Consider the following 16441-nt stretch of genomic DNA (forward strand, 5'->3'; position numbering starts at 1 on the left):
AGGGCCTGCGGATGCCGGCGCCCGGCTGACCGGGCGGGAGCGGATGCCGCCTTTCAGGCGCGGCGCCCGCTCCCGCCCGCGATCACACCAGCGATTCCCGCCAGGCGGCGTGCAGCTGGGCGAACTTGCCCGTGCCGGCGATGAGCTCGGCAGGGGTGTCGTCCTCGATGATCCGGCCGTGCTCCATCACGAGCACGCGGTCGGCGATCGCCACCGTCGACAGGCGGTGGGCGATGATGATCGCCGTGCGATCGGACAGCAGGGTCTGCAGCGCGTCCTGGATCATGCGCTCGCTCGGCATGTCGAGCGACGCGGTCGCCTCATCGAGGATCAGCACCGCCGGGTCGGCGAGGAACGCGCGCGCGAACGAGATCAGCTGACGCTGACCGGCCGACACGCGGCCGCCTCGCTTGTTCACGTCGGTGTCGTAGCCGTCGGGCAGGGCGCGGATGAAGGCATCCGCCCCCACCGCGCGCGCGGCCGCGGTGATCTCCTCGAGGGTCGCGTCGGGCTTGCCGAGCGCGATGTTGTCGGCGACGGTCCCGCTGAACAGGTAGGCCTCCTGCGTGACCATGACGATCGCGCGGCGCAGGTCCTTCGGGTGCAGCGACCGCAGGTCGACCCCGTCGAGGGTGATGGCGCCGCGGGTGGGGTCGTAGAACCGCGACACGAGCTTCGCGAGCGTCGACTTGCCCGCACCGGTCGTGCCCACCAGCGCGACGGTCTGCCCCGCGGGGATGTCCAGCGTGAAATCGGGCAGGATGGTGCGCCCGGACGCGTAGCCGAACTCGACGTCCTGGAAGCGGACGTGCCCCTTGGCATGCCAGAGATCCACCGGATCGGCGGGGTCGGGGACGGTGGGCTCCTCCTCCAGCACCCCGGACACCTTCTCGAGCGCGGCGGCGGCGGACTGGTAGGAGTTCAGGAAGAACGCCACCTCGCCCAGGGGGGCGAAGAAGTTGCGCACGTACAGCACCACGGCGAGAGTGCCGAGGCCGATCGTGCCGTCGATCAGGCGGACGCCGCCCCACAGCAGCACAGCGGCCACCGTCACCGCCGACACGGCCATGAGGCCGGGCTCGAAGGTGCCGAACAGGCGGATCGAGCGCATGTTGACGTCACGGTAGTCGCGGGCCAGCGTGCCGAACTCCGCGTCGTTGCGCTCCTCCTTGCGGAACGCCTTCACCGCCCGGATGCCGGTCATGGTCTCGACGAACTTGACGATCACCTTGGCGCTGACCACCCGGGATTCGCGGTACACCAGCTGCGAGCGCAGGTAGAACCAGCGCATCAGCAGGTACAGCGGCAGCCCCATCGCCATGAGGATGACGCCGGACTGCCAGTCCAGCAGCAGCAGCGCGATGAGGGTGAAGCTGCCGTAGAGCACGCCGGAGACGAGTTCGTTGAGGCCGCCGTCGAGAAGCTCGCGGATGGTGTCGAGGTCGCTGGTCTGGCGCGAGATGATGCGGCCCGACGTGTACGACTCGTGGAACTCCAGGCTCAGCCGCTGCGTGTGCACGAAGATGCGCTTGCGCAGGTCGAGCATGACGGCCTGGGTGAGACGCGCGGTGATGACGACGTACCAGGCGATCAGGAGCGCCCCGCCGATGCCGGCGACGAGGTAGACCAGCACGACCACGATCGCCGGCATCCAGTCGCCCTCGTCGAGCACGCGCGGGAGCGCCTGGTTGATGCCGATGGCGATCAGTGCGGGGCCGATCACCCGCAGCGCCGTCGAGACGACCAGCACCACGGCGGCGAGGGCGAGCTGGCCCTTCAGCGGCGAGACGAGGGACCCGAGCAGGCGCAGCGAGCGGCGCCGCACGGCACGGCTCTCCTCCTTGGTGTAGTCGGAGCGGTCTTCCCCGCTGGTACCGGTGACGGTGCTCACAGGTTCACCTCCCTCTCCCGCGCGCGGGAGTCTTCGTCTTCGAGGCTCGAGATGACGTGACGGTAGTGCTCGCTCGTGCGCATCAGCTCCGAGTGGGTGCCCACCGCGGTCACGCGGCCGCCCTCCAGCAGCGCGACCCGGTCGGCGAGGGTCACCGTCGACGGACGGTGGGCGACGACGAGTGCGGTGGTGTCGGCGAGCACCTCGCGCAGTGCGTCTTCGACGAGTGCCTCGGTGTCCACGTCCAGGGCCGACAGCGGGTCATCGAGCACGAGCACCGCCGGGCGGGCGGCGACGGCGCGCGCCAGCGCCAGGCGCTGACGCTGCCCGCCGGACAGGCTCATGCCCTCTTCGCCGATGACCGTGTCGACGCCGTCGGGCAGCTCGTAGGCGAACCCGGCCTGCGCCACGGCGAGCGCCTCGTGCAGCACCCGCTCGGCTTCGTCGCTGCCGGATTCCAGGTCCTCGCGGCCCAGCAGCACGTTGTCGCGCACCGACTGCGAGAACAGCGTCGCGTCCTCGAACGCCATGCCGACGTGGGTGCGCAGCTCCCGCAGCGTCAGGTCGCGCACGTCGATGCCGTCGAGGGTGACCCGACCGCCGGTGACGTCGTACAGCCGCGCCGGCAACGTGGTCAGGGTCGTCTTCCCTGATCCGGTCAGGCCGACCAGCGCCATCGTCTCACCGGGGTGCAGCTCGAGGTCGATGCCGTCGAGCAGGTCCCGCTCCCCCGGGCCGGCGTCCTGATACCGGAAGTGGGCGTTCTCGAACCGCAGCAGGCCGCGCGGCTCGGTGAGGGTGACCGGCTCGGCCGGATCGACGATCGTGTTCTCCTCGTCGAACACCTCGAAGATGCGGTCGGTGGCGGTGCGCGCATCGAGGAGGAAGGAGAAGAGGAATCCGATCGACTCCATCGGCCAGCGCAGCACCGTCGCCATGGCGAAGAACGCCAGCAGCCCCGGCACGGTCAGCTCGCCCGCCTGCACGAGCACGATGCCCGCCGCCAGACACAGCGCGAAGGCGATGTCGGGCAGGAGGGTCAGCCAGAACCAGATGAAACCGACCGAGCGCGCCTTGCTCAGCTCGGTCTCGCGCAGCGACTCCGCCTGACGGGTGAACTTCTGCAGCGCGTGCTTGCCGCGGCCGAAGGCCTTGAGCACGCGGATGCCGTGGACGCTCTCCTCCACCGACGTGGCGAGGTCGCCCGCTTGGTCCTGACTGCGCCGTGCGAGCGTGCCGTAGGTCTTCTCGAACCGGTATCCGGCGTACCACAGCGGTGCGGAGCACACGAGGAAGATCGTGCCCAGCAGCCAGTGCCAGTTGAACAGCAGCGCCAGTCCCACGATGATCGTCAGCGCGTTGACCACCAGCAGCACGAGGCCGAACGCCATCCAGCGGCGCACCATGCTGATGTCCTGCATCATGCGGCTGAGCAGCTGACCCGACTGCCAGCGGTCGTGGAACGAGACCGGCAGACGCTGCAGGCGGGCGTAGAACCCGTGGCGCAGGTCGTACTCGATGAGGGTCGCGGGCCCCAGGACGAACCAGCGGCGCAGCCACACCATCGCCGCCTCGGCGAGGCCCAGCGCGAGGATCCCGACGGATCCCCAGATGAGCAGCACGATGTCGCCCGAGGCGATGGGTCCGTCGATCAGCGCCTCGAGGACGAGCGGGATGGCCAGGGCCAGCAAGCTCGCGACCAGGGCGCTCGCGGCGCCGAGGATGAGCCGCGGAAGCACGGGCTTGGCGTAGGGCAGCAGGCGCAGGAGCGCGCGGGGGGTGGAGAGTCTCTCAGGAGAGGAAGTCATGATCCTTGCGGGTGTCCGAAGCGGGGTGTCGCAGAAGGGCGACACCGACGGGGATGAGGAGGAAGAAGAAGAAGAAGGATGCCGAGGGCGGCCAGACGGGGCCGGCGGACATCGGTGCCGCCGGGCGGTGCCGCTTGCAGGCGGGGTGAGCGGCGCTTCGCGGCGCGTAGGCGCGCGGTGTTCCCGGAGGAGTCCGCGCCTACCAGGCTCGCGTCGCGGGACCGGCGGGGAACGGGAGGCGCACGATCGGCTTCGCGGTGACGGCCTGGAACATGGCTTCCTCCTGAGGATCTGCGTCGGGCTGCTCGCGCGACAGCGACAGCTCTCCAGCCTAACCCTGGGAAAACACTGAAGGCAACAGCTCCGCGGCGTCGATGTCGGATTCCGCCTCACGACGCAGCAGCCGGCGCTTGACGTCGACCCCCCAGGCGAATCCGCCCGCGGTGCCGTCGCCGCGCAGCACGCGATGGCAGGGCACGAACAGCGCGGCGGCGTTGCGGGCGCACACCGATGCCGCGGCACGCACCGCTCGCGGGTTGCCCAGTGCGGCGGCGAAGGAGCTGTAGGTGAGCGGGCGGCCGGGGGCGATGCGGCGCAGCGCCGTCCATCCCGCCTGCTGCAGGGCGGTGCCTGCCTGGTGCACCGGCACGGCGTCGATGGCGGTGAGGTCGTCGGCGTAGTACGCCCGCACGGCATCGGCGGCGCCCAGGCCCCCCTCCCGCACCACGTCCGGGCGCAGGGTGGGGTGGATTCGGGCGACGAGCATCGCGGGGTCGGCGGTCCAACCCGCGGCCAGGACCGCGCCGTCGGTACGGGCCACGATCGTGAACGCACCGTCGGGGGTGTCGAAGGTCTCGATGAGGGCGGTCATGCGCCGGTTCCTTCCGTGACGGGGGTTGCGGGGCGGCTGCGGCCTGCCGGCGGCGTGCCCGGTTCGCCACCGAGGCGCTCCGCAGCCGCGGCAGGGACGGTTGCCGTGCGGGCGGACGGCAGGGCGGCGCGCCAGAGGTGCGCCGTGAGGTAGGTGCGCCACGGCGCGGTGCGGGCGGACCACGCGACCAGACCTGCGGGGTCGGCCGGGATGCCGAGCGCCGCAGCGCCCGCGCGGGCGGCGACATCGCCCGGCAGCAGCACGTCGGGGTCGCCGGAGACGCGCATGCGCACGTAGTCGGCCGTCCAGGGGCCGATGCCGGGCATGGCCAGCAGCCGCTCGCGCTGGGCGACGGGGTCGTCCCCGGTGCTGAGCACCAGCGTGCCGTCGGCGAGTGCGGCGGCCGCGCCGGTGATCGCGCGGATGCGGGCAGCGGGTCCCCGCAGCACGTCGGCTCCGTGCTCGGCGATCGCAGCCATCGTCGGAAAGAGCCGGTCGGTGCCCTCGTGCTCGGGGATCCGCTCCCCCAGCGCCTCGGTCAGCCGCGTGAGCACGGTGCGGGCGGAGGCGACGGAGATCTGCTGGCCGACCATGGCGCGGATCAGCATCTCGTGCGGGTCCGCGGCGCCGGGCACGCGCATGCCGGGGGTGCGCTGCACGGCGTCCGCGAGTTCGGGGTGGCGGGACAGAGCCTCATCGACGGCGAGGGGGTCGGCGTCGAGGTCGAACAATCGGCGCACGCGCGCCACGAGCACGGGCAGGTCACCGAGGCGGGTGAGCCGCGCTTCCAGGCGGAGCCGCGTGCCCTCGGCGCGCAGACGGAACCAGGCCGTGCCTCCCGGCAGGGCGAGGGTGCGTGCGAACGAGGTCGCCGTGGCCGTCTCGACGCCCGCGACGGCACGGGCGTGCATCCAGGCGAACAGCCCCGCCAGGTCGATCGGCTGCCGCGCCGGCAGGGTGAGCTCGATCAGGCCCGGCGCGGGCGTGGGCGCCTGTGCTCGCTGCCGTCGCGCACGCAGGGCGCTGGGCGGCATCCCGAACACTTCCCGCACCGTGTCGTTGAACTGGCGCACGCTGGTGAACCCGGCCGAGAAGGCGACGTCGGATGCCGGCAGGTCGGTGCCCACCAGCAGCATGCGCGCCGTGTGGGCCCGGTGCGCGCGCGCCAGGGCCAGAGGGCCCGCCCCGAGCTCGGCGGTCAGCAGCCGGTTGAGGTGGCGCATGGAATAGCCGAGCCGTGCCGCGAGCCCGGAGACGCCCTCCCGCTCGACCACGCCCTCGGCGATGAGGCGCATGGCGCGACCGGCGGCGTCGCTGCGCAGATCCCATGCCGGCGAGCCCGGGGCGGCTTCGGGCAGGCAGCGCTTGCAGGCGCGGTAACCGGCCTCGTGCGCGGCGGCGCTGGTGGCGAAGAACTCGACGTTGCCGGGCTTCGGCGTGCGCGCAGGACAGCTGGGGCGGCAGTAGATGCCGGTGGTGCGCACGGCGGTCACGAACTGCCCGTCGAAGCGGGCGTCGCGCGAGTCGATGGCGCGATACCGCTCGGAGAAGGTCATCGCAGAGCCGGTCACGCTCCCAGCCTGCCACGCCCCGCACCCGCCGGCTCGCGGAAATCGGACATCGCAGCCGGGCGACGAACCCGCCCCGCGCCCGCAGACGGCATCCGCCGGTGCGCGGCGTCGTCGCGGCGGGTGCCGTCACGACGTCACGATCGCGAAGCCTCCTGTCGGCAGCACCACGGTCTTCTCGTCGCGGATCGTCCGCTCCCCCTTCGGCACGCCCTCGGCGCTGTACACCGTGACGACGGAGGTCACGCCGGGCTCACCCACCCGCACCGGCTGCGACGCCGACGCGGCGGAGTGCACCAGCTCGGTGCGTCCATCTCCGGTCAGCACGAGGCGCGAGACGAACGGATGCACCAGCAGCCCGTCGATCAGCGGATGCCCCTCCGCCACCTCGACGCGTACGGTGCCGCGCCGGGGATCGAGTGGATGCCGCAGGGTGTGCGGCGCCAGGATCCCGTCGGCCGGCGACGCGCCCTGCGGCGGCGCCGACTCCGAGATCTCGCCCAGGGGCTTGCGGTCGGTGCTCCAGCGCGTGACGCTCGACTGCCCCGGCGCCGACCACAGCACCGGCTCGACCCACCGGCCGGACTCGCCCGTGCCCACGTCGAACACCGCGTACCCGCCGGGCGGCAGGCTGAGGGCCTGCCCCGACCACAGCGACTCGCCGGTCCAGGGCTCGGGCTGCAGCACCTCGCCCGAGGTCTCGGTCGCGGCCTCCGCCTCCACGAGGCGCAGCCCGTCGCGCTCCGCGACCGTCGTGATGCCGGTGGCGCGCGCGGCCACCGCGGGGCGCGCATCGAGCGCGATCATCGTCAGCAGCCCGTGGATGGTGCTCTCGGCGCCGCTGTTGCGATTGACGCCGCCGTCGGGCTGCAGCCCGTCGAAGGTGACCCCGGTCGCGCGGTCGTACATCGTCGTGCCGGAGCGGTTGGCGCCGAAGTACCACGCCGCCTGCATCGCCGCGAGATCGGCGAACCCGCTCGACCCGCTCGCATCGGCGACGGCCAGCAGCGACTGCACGCGCGCGTCGACCCCGTACGCGATCTGCACCCGGTCGGCCGGCGTCGGCGACCATCCGTTGTCCGGCCCGCCGGCCGTGAGCAGCGTCGGGGTGAAGACGGCGGCGTCGCGCACGGCCGGCGCCAGCAGTCCCGGGTCGTCCAGCCGCTGGGATGCCACGGCCAGGGCCGCCGGCATCTGCGCGCCCCACGCATGCCATGTGCTGCGCGAGAGCGCCCACGGCAGCAGCGCGCCGTAGGGCCAGGTGCGCGCATCCCCGGCGGAGAGCGCCGCGATGCCCTCGGAGAGCTGCCGCAGCGCCCGGGCGGCGCGTTCGTCGTCGGGCGCCGCGCCGACGCGGGCCGACAGCCCGAGCACGGCTTCCGCCGAGGCATCCGCCCCGTCGACGATCAGCCACGCCGGCACGAGCACGCCGTCGACCTGCTGCCACTGCCGGTAGCGCACGAGCACCTGCCGCTCCAGCGCGTCGAGGGCGAGGCTCAAGCGGGCCTCGAGGAAGGCGGCGAAGTCCGGATCGCTCTCCTGGAACGCCGCGTACCCCTCCCCCAGCGCCCAGATCGTGCGGGCGAGCCAGTAGCTGGGTCCGGAGTCGGACGGGTCGGGAAGCTCCACCGGCTCGGCGGACGGGTTGAGGGTGCCGTCCGGCTGCATCCACAGCACGACGTTGCCGGCGTTGTCGCCCGTCGTGGTCTGCAGGTACGCCGTCGAGCGCAGCAGCTCGTACGCACGGTCGCGACTGGCGTCATCGTCGGTCTGGCGCCAGTGGCGCAGGTACACCACCGCGGCGCGCGCGATGTCATCGGCGTTGAACGCGCCCTGACCCCAGTACCCCGTAGCCGGGTCCAGCGGCCCGCCCCCGACCCGCTCGAACGCGCCGCCGTCGCGTGCGTCGGCATACGTCCACGGCATGGTGAGCACGGGCTCCTCGCCCAGCCGATACGTGTCGTGACCGGCCACCGCCGGCGGCGGCTGCACCTCGTCGAGCAGGAACTCCAGGTGGGAGAGGTTCGTCAGCGGCCCCTCGGATGCCGCCGCGATCGCGGCATCCGCATCGTCGGCGCTCACGGTGCGGACGGATGCCGGCCGCGTCGGCGCCGACACCGCCGCGGCGGGGGCCACGAGTGCCGCCGCGGTCGCCACCGCCGCGACGGCCACCGAGCGCATCGCCCACCGCGCCGTGGCGATCATGACAGCCGCTCCAGCTCTGCCGCGCCGATGGCGGCATCCGCCATGCCGTAGAAGACGAACAGGCGCCCCTCGATGCGTTCGATCGCGGTCGGGAACACCACGTTGGGCACCGGGCCGGTGCGCTCCTCGGCGATCTCCGGCGCCAGCAGCGGCTCGGCGGTGCGGGCCAGCACCCGGGAGGGATCGTCGCCGTCGAGCAGCAGCGCGCCGGCGGCGTAGGTGACGTGCTGCTGCGGGGTGAAGGCTTCCGTGATGACACCGGTGACGCCGTGATGCAGCACCAGCCACCCTTCGGGGACCCGCAGCGGCGGCGGCCCGCCGCCGATCTTCAGCTCCTCGAAGTCGAACCGTGGCCCCGCGACGAAGCGGTGCTGCTCCCACAGCGTCACCGCGGCGAGATCCTCCCGCACGGCCGCGAGCGGAACGTAGCTGATCCAGATGCCGTCGCGCCCGTCGGGGACGCCGGCCGGCGCCTGCACTCCCTGTCCCGGGCGTGTCTGGCCGATATCCCACATGGGTCGGTGCAGCACCGCCAGGGCGGGCGTGCCATCGGGCGCGGTCACCGGCTCCGGGAAGAATGCGGCGTCCTTGTTGTGGAAGAGGTTCAGGTCGGTGTCGAGCTCATCGTCGTCATAGCGGAACAGCACGGGGCCCAGCCGCCGCCAGGATCGCAGGTCGGTCGAGACCGCCACCGCCGTGCGCGGCCCCAGCGGCCCGAACGCCACGTACGTCATCACGTGCAGGCCGAGCGCGTCGATCCAGGTGACGCGCGGGTCCTCCACACCGGCGTTGCCGACGCCGCGCTCCCAGTCGCGATCGGGGGCGAGTACGACGCCCTCGCGCTCCACCCCGACGGGCACCCCGTCCGCCACGACGACCCGCGCGAGCCCCACGCGTGACACGTTGCCTGCCGCCACGAGCCGCGGCAGCAGGTACAGCTGCCCGTCGGGACCGCGGCCGGATCCGGGGTTGAGCACCCCCTCCGCCTCGGCGGGCGCCTCGGGATCCGGGGTCATGACGACCCCCAGCCGGGTGAGCCGATAGGGCACGGATGTCGTGACGGATGCGGACATGGGTCAGCCTTTCACTCCGGAACCGAGGTCGTTGGAGGTGAAGTAGCGCTGGAACAGGATGAACAGCGCCACGGCGGGAGCGGCCAGCACCACGGCGCCGGCCATCATCGCCCCAAAGGGGTTGGACGTGGATGCCGCGATGTTCGAGATGAAGTTCGCCAGCGACACCGCGAGCGGCTGCATCGAGGCGTCCTTCGTGATGAGGAACGGCCACAGGAACTCGTTCCACGGCCCGATGAAAGTCAGCAGCACCGCCGTCACGAGCGCCGGCCGCACCAGGGGCAGCGCCACGTTCCACAGCAGCCGGAACTCGCCCGCGCCGTCGATGCGCGCCGCCGAGAACAGATCCGGCGGGAGCTGCAGGAAGTACTGGCGGAAGATGATCACCGCGGTGGAGTTGATGAAGAAGGGCAGGATCATGCCGAGGTAGTTGTCGGAGAGACCGTAGTCGCGGGCGATCATGACGTAGAGCGGGATCATCAGCAGCTGGAACGGCACGACCTGCACCAGCAGCACGAGGGCGAAGGTCGCCCGCCGGCCCCGCCACTGCAGCACGGCCAGCGCGTACCCCGCCAGCACGCCGAACACCACCGTCCCGATGAGCACCCCGCCGGTGAAGATGCCCGAGTTGATGAGACCGCGCACCAGGTCGATGCGCTCGTTGATGTTGGCGTAGTTCTCCAGCGTGAGGTTGCCGGGCTCCGGGAACGCCCCCGCGAGGGTGGGATCGACGTCGGTCTGCAGCGAGCCGACGACCATGTAATAGAAGGGGAAGAGGAACGCCACCGCGCCGATCGTCAGCACCGCATACAGGGCGATGCGACTCCCCAGTGCATGCTTCACGATTCCTCCCCGCCGACGAGCTTGCGCTGCACCGCCGCGATGACGAGCACGAACACGATGAGCATCACCCCGATCGCCGCGGCGACGTCGGGGTTGCCCTGCTCGATGCCCCGCTGATAGATCAGCAGCACCGGCGAGGTGGATGCCCCGTTGGGACCGCCGCCCCCGGTGAGCAGGTAGGGCTCGGTGAAGAGGTTCGCCCCGGTGATGGTCGACAGCAGCAGCACCAGCAGCGTCGCGGGACGCACCCCGGGAACGGTGACGGAGAAGAACTGCCTCAGCCTTCCCCCGCCGTCCATCGACACCGATTCGTACAGCTCGCGCGGCACGTTCTGCAGGGCGGCGAGGTACAGCAGGATGTAGAAGCCGAGCCCCTTCCAGGTCACGAACAGGGCGATCGTGGGCATCGCCAGCGCGCTGTTGACCAGCCACGATGGGTCGGGCGCGAGCGGGCCGAGCAGGTTGTTGACCAGGCCGTCGCGCGAGAACAGGAACAGCCACACCGCCACGACGGCGACGGATGCCGAGACGTAGGGGACGTAGTAGCTGACCCGGAAGAACGTGCGCGCCCGCACGACGCGGTCCAGCGCCGTCGCCAGCACGATCGAGAGCACGACCGTCAACGGCACGTTGATGAGGAGGAAGACGCCCACGTTGCGGAAGGACTGCCAGACGGCGGGGTCGCCGAGCACCGCGGCGTAGTTGGCGAAGCCGACGAACGGCCGCTCCACGTCGGCTCCGGGCGCGGCGAAGAAGTAATCCTGGAACGACATCCACACCGCGAAGACGATCGGCCACGCGAAGACGAGCAGCACGAACACGAGGTAGGGCGCCGACAGCAGCAGGCCGAACGGCTGCGGACCGAGCACCCGTCGCCGGCGGACGGCTGCGGCATCCGACCGTCGTCGCCGCGTCCCCCCGTCAGACAGCGGCGCGGCGTCTGCGTCGCTCGCCGGCCGGGCGACGGTGCTCATGTCAGCTGCCCGCCGCGAGCTCGTTCACGCGCGTGGCGGTGTCGGAGAGGAACGTGTCGACGTCTGTCTCGCCGAAGATCACAGCTTCGGAGTAGCCGTCACGGAACGCCTGCCAGATCTCCACCGAGTTGGGCACGTTCGGCACCTCGACGGTGCGGGCGGCCTGCTCGCCGAACGCGGCGTAGGCCGGGTTGGCGTCGAAGTAGTCCGCGAACTCCTCCGTGAGGTTGTCTCGCAGCGGCATCTGCCCGGTCTCCTCGAGCCAGATGCCGTCCTGGTCCGCGCTCGTGGCGAACTTCAGCACGTCCCACGCGGTGCCCTTGTTCTCGCATGCCGTGAACATGCCCACGTTCTTGGCGTCGCTGAAGGTCCAGGTCTGCGCGGCATCCGTCCCGCCCTCGGTCGGCACCGGCACGGAGCCCCAGTTCACGTCGTCGCCGTACACCGCGATCGCCCAGGGGCCGACGATCGACATCGCCGCCTGCGCGTCGGCGAACGCATCGCCCTGGTACTGCTCGCGTCCGGCCAGCCCCTCGTCGTACATGGTGCGCCAGAACTCGGCGACGGCGACGGCGTCATCGCTGTCGAAGGTCGCCTCCCCCTCCTCGACCAGCTGGGTGCCGCCGGTCTGCGCGGCGTACAGGGGGTAGAAGTCGAACCAGGACTGGAAGAACTCGCTCGTGGGCGCGGGGTTGATGGCGTAGGGGGCGACGCCGGCCTCCGTCAGCGTGCGGGCGGTGTCGAGGAACTCGTCGTAGGTCGACAGCGCGGGGGCTTCCGGGTCGAGTCCGGCCTGGCTGAACAGATCCTTGTTGTAGAAGATCATCACCGGGTTGGCCTTCCACGGCAGCTGGTAGAAGCCGCCGTCCTCCGACCGGTACTGCTCGGCGATGTCGCCGCTGCGTTCGACGATGTAGTCGTCGCCGTCCTCGAACTCCGACAGGTTCACCAGGCCACCCTGCTTCTGGAACTGCGGCACCGCCGCGGGCGACGTGTTGAAGATCAGGCACGGCGCATTGCCGGCGGTGATGGCGGCGCCGATCACCTCTTCGCTGGATGCCCCGGCAGGGATCTCCTGAGCCTTCACCTGCTCGTCGGGGTGGTCTGCGTTCCACGCCTCCACCATCTGCTCGCCCCAGGCGATCTCCGCCTCGTTGTTGGAGTACCAGATGGTGATGTCTCCTCGCCCCTCGAGGTCGCCGGCCTCCCCTCCGCCGCCTCCGCCACTGCAGGCGGCGAGGGTGAGGATGCCGGCCATGGCACCGGCCGTGATGAGGATGCGTCGCATGGTGTGCCCCCTTGTCGATGGCCGCCCGCCCCGTCGCGGACAGCCCCGCCGGTGCGAGCGGTTCACGCGTGATTAGAGACCCGGCGCAGTCGCCGCTCAACCCCTTGCGTGGCGTCAGCGCCGGGTGTAGCCGCCCGAAAGCGAGACGGCGGGCAGCATGGCCGCTCCTCCTTCGGGACGATCGCGCGTGACGGCGGCGACGCGGCGCGCTAGCGTGCCGGGATGAGCGACTACGACGTCATCGTCATCGGGGCCGGTGCCACCGGCGAGAACGTGGCCGACCGCGCCGTGCAGGGGGGGCTCCGCGCCGTCATCGTCGAAGCAGAGCTCGTCGGCGGCGAGTGCTCCTATTGGGCGTGCATGCCGTCCAAGGCGCTGCTGCGCAGCACCCGCGCGATCCGCGCCGCCCAGGCCGTCGACGGCGCGCGGCAGGCGGTCACCGGGGAGGTGGACGTCGCCGGCGCGCTGCGCCGCCGCGACCGGATCACCCACGACTGGTCGGACGAGAGCCAGGTCGACTGGCTGCGCGGTGCCGGCATCGACCTCGTACGCGGCCACGCCACCCTCACCGGCGCGCGCCGTGTGCGGGTGACGCGCGCCGACGGCACCGCAGCAGACCTCGAGGCACGCCGCGCCGTCGTGGTCGCCACGGGGTCGGCGGCGCTCCTGCCCGACATCCCGGGCCTGGCCGGCATCCGCCCGTGGACCAGCCGCGACGCCACGAGCGCACACGCGGCGCCGACGTCGCTCGCGATCCTCGGCGGCGGCGTCGTGGCCGCCGAGATGGCCACCGCCTATGCCGGCTTTGGCACCACGGTGACCATGATCGTGCGCTCGCGCCTGCTGGGGACGATGGAGCCCTTCGCCGCCGACCTCGTCACCGAGGCGCTCTCCGACGGGGGCGTGGACATCCGCACCGGTGTGGAGGTCGTCCGCGCCGAGCGCGTCGAGGGCCAGGATGCCGTGCTGCACCTCTCCGACGGCTCGCGGATCGCCGCCGCCGAGGTCCTCGTGGCCACCGGCCGCACCCCCCGCACCGGCGACCTCGGAGTGGACGCCGTGGGACTCACACCCGGCGAGTGGCTCGACGTCGATGACACGATGCTCGTGCGCGGCACCGACTGGCTGTACGCCGTCGGCGACGTCAACGGCCGGGCGCTCCTGACCCATCAGGGCAAGTACCAGGCGCGCGCCGCCGGCGACGTGATCGCCGCCCGCGCAGCCGGGCAGGACGTGAAGGACCGGCCGTGGGGCGCACACGTCGCCACGGCGGACCACGCCGCCGTGCCGCAGGTCACCTTCACCGACCCCGAGATCGCCTCCGTCGGGCTCACCGCGCGCGCCGCAGAGCGGGCCGGGCTGCGTGTCCGCGTGCTCGATTACGACCTCGCCGCTGTGGCGGGGGCATCCGTGCACGCCGACGAGTACCGCGGCCAGGCGCGGGCCGTCGTCGACGAGGACCGCCGCGTGCTGGTCGGCGCGACCTTCGCGGGGCCCGACGTCGCCGAGCTGCTGCACGCCGCGACCGTCGCCGTGGTGGGCGAGGTGCCGCTGCACCGGCTCTGGCACGCTGTGCCGGCGTACCCGACCCTCAGCGAAGTGTGGCTGCGCTGGCTGGAGGGTGCGGGTCGGGCCACCGCCTGACGCACGGTGCCTCCGCGGCGCCGACGACGCACCCGGCGACGCGGCTGCTCACCGGGGTCAGTGGAAGAAGTGGCGCTCCCCGGTGAAGAACATCGTTGCGCCGGCGCTGCGCACCGCGTCGATGACCTCTTCGTCGCGCACCGACCCGCCGGGCTGGATGATCGTGCGCACCCCGGCATCCAGCAGCACCTGAACACCGTCGGCGAAGGGGAAGAACGCGTCGGATGCCGCGACCGATCCGGTCGCGCGGTCGCCCGCCCGCTCCACGGCCAGCCGGCACGAGTCGACGCGGTTGACCTGTCCCATGCCGATGCCGACCGTGGCCGAAGCCTTGGCGAGCACGATGGCGTTGGACTTCACCGCACGGCACGCCTTCCACGCGAACGACAGGTTCATGAGGTCCTCGTCGGCCGGGCGCTCCCCGGTCACCAGCTGCCAGCCGTCGACGAGCGACTCGATCTCGGCGGGGAACCGGTCGGCGTCCTGCAGCAGCAGGCCGCCCGACACCAGCCGCACGTCCATCGGCTCCTGACGCCAGTCGGCGGGCAGCTTCATCACGCGCAGGTTCTTCTTGAGGCGGAAGACCTCCAGCGCCTCGGGCTCGAAGTCGGGGGCGACGATGACCTCGGTGAAGATGTCGCGCAGGTTCTCGGCCATCTTCAGCGTCACCGTGCGGTTGGCGGCGATCACGCCGCCGAAGGCCGAGACCGGGTCGCACTCGTGGGCACGCAGGTGGGCCGAGGCGATCGGGTCCAGCGCCTGCGGCGCCGCCACGGCGATGCCGCACGGGTTGGCGTGCTTGATGATGGCCACGGCGGGCTTGATCAGGTCGAAGGCGGCGCGCAGCGCGGCATCGGCGTCGACGTAGTTGTTGTACGACATCTCCTTGCCCTGCAGCTGCGTGGCCTGCGCGATGCCGTGACCGCCCACGGTCGTGTAGATCGCGGCGCGCTGGTGCGAGTTCTCCCCGTAGCGCAGGGTCGCCAGCCGCTCGGCCTTGATCGTCAGGTGGGCGGGGAGGTCCCCCTCTTCGGCGAGGGTCTGCTCGGCGAACCACGTCGACACCGCGGCGTCGTACGCAGCGGTGTGCGAGAAGGCACGCGCGGCCAGCTCGCGACGCTGCGAGAGCGTGGTGCCGCCCGCGGCGATGGCGTCGATGACGGCGGGGTACGACTCGGGCGAGACGACGACGGCGACGTTGGCGAAGTTCTTCGCGCTGGCGCGCACCATCGCCGGGCCGCCGATGTCGATCTGCTCGACCACGTCGTCGCCGGCCGCGCCGGAGGCGACCGTCTCGACGAAGGGGTAGAGGTTCACGACCACGAGCTCGAACGCCTCGATGCCGAGTTCGGTGAGCTGCCGCTCGTGGTCCTCCAAGCGGAGGTCGGCCAGCAGGCCCGCGTGCACACTGGGGTGCAGCGTCTTCACCCGGCCGCCGAGCGACTCCGGGAAGCCCGTGACGGCGGCGACGTCGGTGACGGCGTATCCGGCGTCACGGATGGTGGCCGCCGTGGAGCCGGTGGAGACGATCTCGACCCCGGCATCGGCGAGCGCGCCGGCGAGCACCAGCAGGTCGGTCTTGTCGCTCACCGACACCAGCGCACGGCGCACCGGGACGACGTCGCGGGAACGGTAGAGGGACGGGTCGTGGCTCGGGGCGGCCATGGGGAACTCCTCCGGGTCAGGGTGTGGATGCCGCGACGAGGTCCAGCTCACCGACGGCGATGCGGCGCACCACGTCGATCAGCAGACGGCGCTCGACGGGCTTGATGCGCTCGTGCAGGCTGTGCTCGTCGTCCCCGGGCAGCACGTCCACGCGCTCCTGCGCGAGGATCGGCCCCGAGTCGACACCGGTGTCGACGACGATGACGCTGGCCCCGGTTCGCTCCGCGCCCGCGGCGAGCGCGTCGCGCACGCCGTGGGCACCGGGGAACTCGGGCAGGTAGGCGGGGTGGGTGTTGATGATGCGCGGCGACCACGCGTCCACGACGGCGCCGGGCAGCAGCTTCATCAGTCCGCTGAGGACGATGAGGTCGGGGTTCCAGACCTCCAGCTGCGCGTGGAGCTGCGCCCCCCACTCGTCGCGCGCGGCGGCACCGCGCCACGGGATGACGAAACTCGGCACGCCGAACGCCTCGGCGTGGGCCAGACCCTCGGCCTCGCGGTCGGCCCCGACGACGACCACGCGCGCCGGGAAGGCAGGATCGGCCGCAGCCTCGAGGAGAGCCCGGAGATTGGACCCGGCACCCGAGATGAGGACGGCAACCGTGAGCACC

The 16441-nt window shown here is 71.9% G+C and carries 13 protein-coding genes; 1 reads left to right on the forward strand and 12 read right to left on the reverse strand.

All coding sequences use genetic code 11. From position 1 onward, the window contains the following. Nucleotides 1–82: 82 nt before the first annotated feature. The 10 genes from QNO26_RS12085 to QNO26_RS12130 form a co-directional block, all read right to left on the reverse strand. Complete coding sequence (locus tag QNO26_RS12085; protein ID WP_257526426.1) at nt 83–1891, reverse strand: ABC transporter ATP-binding protein; 1809 nt, start codon at nt 1889–1891, stop codon at nt 83–85. Continuing rightward, complete coding sequence (locus QNO26_RS12090) at nt 1888–3699, reverse strand: ABC transporter ATP-binding protein (protein ID WP_257526425.1); 1812 nt, start codon at nt 3697–3699, stop codon at nt 1888–1890. The genes QNO26_RS12085 and QNO26_RS12090 overlap by 4 nt, the downstream gene beginning before the upstream one ends. Next, nucleotides 3683–3811 (reverse strand): hypothetical protein, encoded by a 129-nt coding sequence (locus QNO26_RS12095; protein ID WP_257526424.1) that lies wholly within the window; start codon nt 3809–3811, stop codon nt 3683–3685. Before QNO26_RS12095 ends, QNO26_RS12090 begins: the two co-directional genes overlap by 17 nt. Before the next feature lie 219 nt (nt 3812–4030). After that, on the reverse strand, nt 4031–4570 hold the full coding sequence (locus QNO26_RS12100; RefSeq protein ID WP_257526423.1) for a methylated-DNA--[protein]-cysteine S-methyltransferase: 540 nt from the start codon (nt 4568–4570) through the stop codon (nt 4031–4033). After that, a complete protein-coding gene (locus tag QNO26_RS12105; protein WP_257638261.1) occupies nt 4567–6126 on the reverse strand; it encodes an AlkA N-terminal domain-containing protein in 1560 nt (519 codons plus the stop codon). The genes QNO26_RS12100 and QNO26_RS12105 overlap by 4 nt, the downstream gene beginning before the upstream one ends. A gap of 141 nt (nt 6127–6267) precedes the next feature. Then, nucleotides 6268–8343, reverse strand: coding sequence for a hypothetical protein (locus QNO26_RS12110; RefSeq protein ID WP_257526422.1), 2076 nt, complete (start codon nt 8341–8343; stop codon nt 6268–6270). After that, the gene (locus tag QNO26_RS12115; protein WP_257526421.1) at nt 8340–9416 is read right to left on the reverse strand and encodes a glycoside hydrolase family 130 protein; all 1077 of its coding nucleotides are present in this window, start codon (nt 9414–9416) and stop codon (nt 8340–8342) included. Before QNO26_RS12115 ends, QNO26_RS12110 begins: the two co-directional genes overlap by 4 nt. 3 nt (nt 9417–9419) lie before the next feature. Beyond that, nucleotides 9420–10259, reverse strand: a complete 840-nt coding sequence (locus QNO26_RS12120; RefSeq protein WP_257526420.1) for a carbohydrate ABC transporter permease — start codon at nt 10257–10259, stop codon at nt 9420–9422. Further along, the gene (locus QNO26_RS12125; RefSeq protein WP_257526419.1) at nt 10256–11233 is read right to left on the reverse strand and encodes a carbohydrate ABC transporter permease; all 978 of its coding nucleotides are present in this window, start codon (nt 11231–11233) and stop codon (nt 10256–10258) included. Before QNO26_RS12125 ends, QNO26_RS12120 begins: the two co-directional genes overlap by 4 nt. A 1-nt stretch (nt 11234) precedes the next feature. Continuing rightward, on the reverse strand, nt 11235–12521 hold the full coding sequence (locus QNO26_RS12130; protein ID WP_257526418.1) for an extracellular solute-binding protein: 1287 nt from the start codon (nt 12519–12521) through the stop codon (nt 11235–11237). Between the two features lie 222 nt (nt 12522–12743). Here QNO26_RS12130 and QNO26_RS12135 point away from each other — a divergent pair, with 222 nt between their 5' ends. After that, the gene (locus QNO26_RS12135; RefSeq protein ID WP_257526417.1) at nt 12744–14165 is read left to right on the forward strand and encodes a dihydrolipoyl dehydrogenase family protein; all 1422 of its coding nucleotides are present in this window, start codon (nt 12744–12746) and stop codon (nt 14163–14165) included. A gap of 57 nt (nt 14166–14222) precedes the next feature. Here QNO26_RS12135 and purH read toward each other — a convergent pair whose 3' ends face one another. Then, complete coding sequence (gene purH, locus QNO26_RS12140; protein ID WP_257526415.1) at nt 14223–15830, reverse strand: bifunctional phosphoribosylaminoimidazolecarboxamide formyltransferase/IMP cyclohydrolase; 1608 nt, start codon at nt 15828–15830, stop codon at nt 14223–14225. Nucleotides 15831–15846: 16 nt separating this feature from the next. After that, nucleotides 15847–16440, reverse strand: a complete 594-nt coding sequence (purN, locus tag QNO26_RS12145; RefSeq protein ID WP_257526414.1) for a phosphoribosylglycinamide formyltransferase — start codon at nt 16438–16440, stop codon at nt 15847–15849. Nucleotide 16441 lies beyond the last annotated feature (1 nt).

This window comes from Microbacterium sp. zg-Y1090 (assembly GCF_030246945.1).
Taxonomy (GTDB): Bacteria; Actinomycetota; Actinomycetes; order Actinomycetales; family Microbacteriaceae; genus Microbacterium; species Microbacterium wangruii.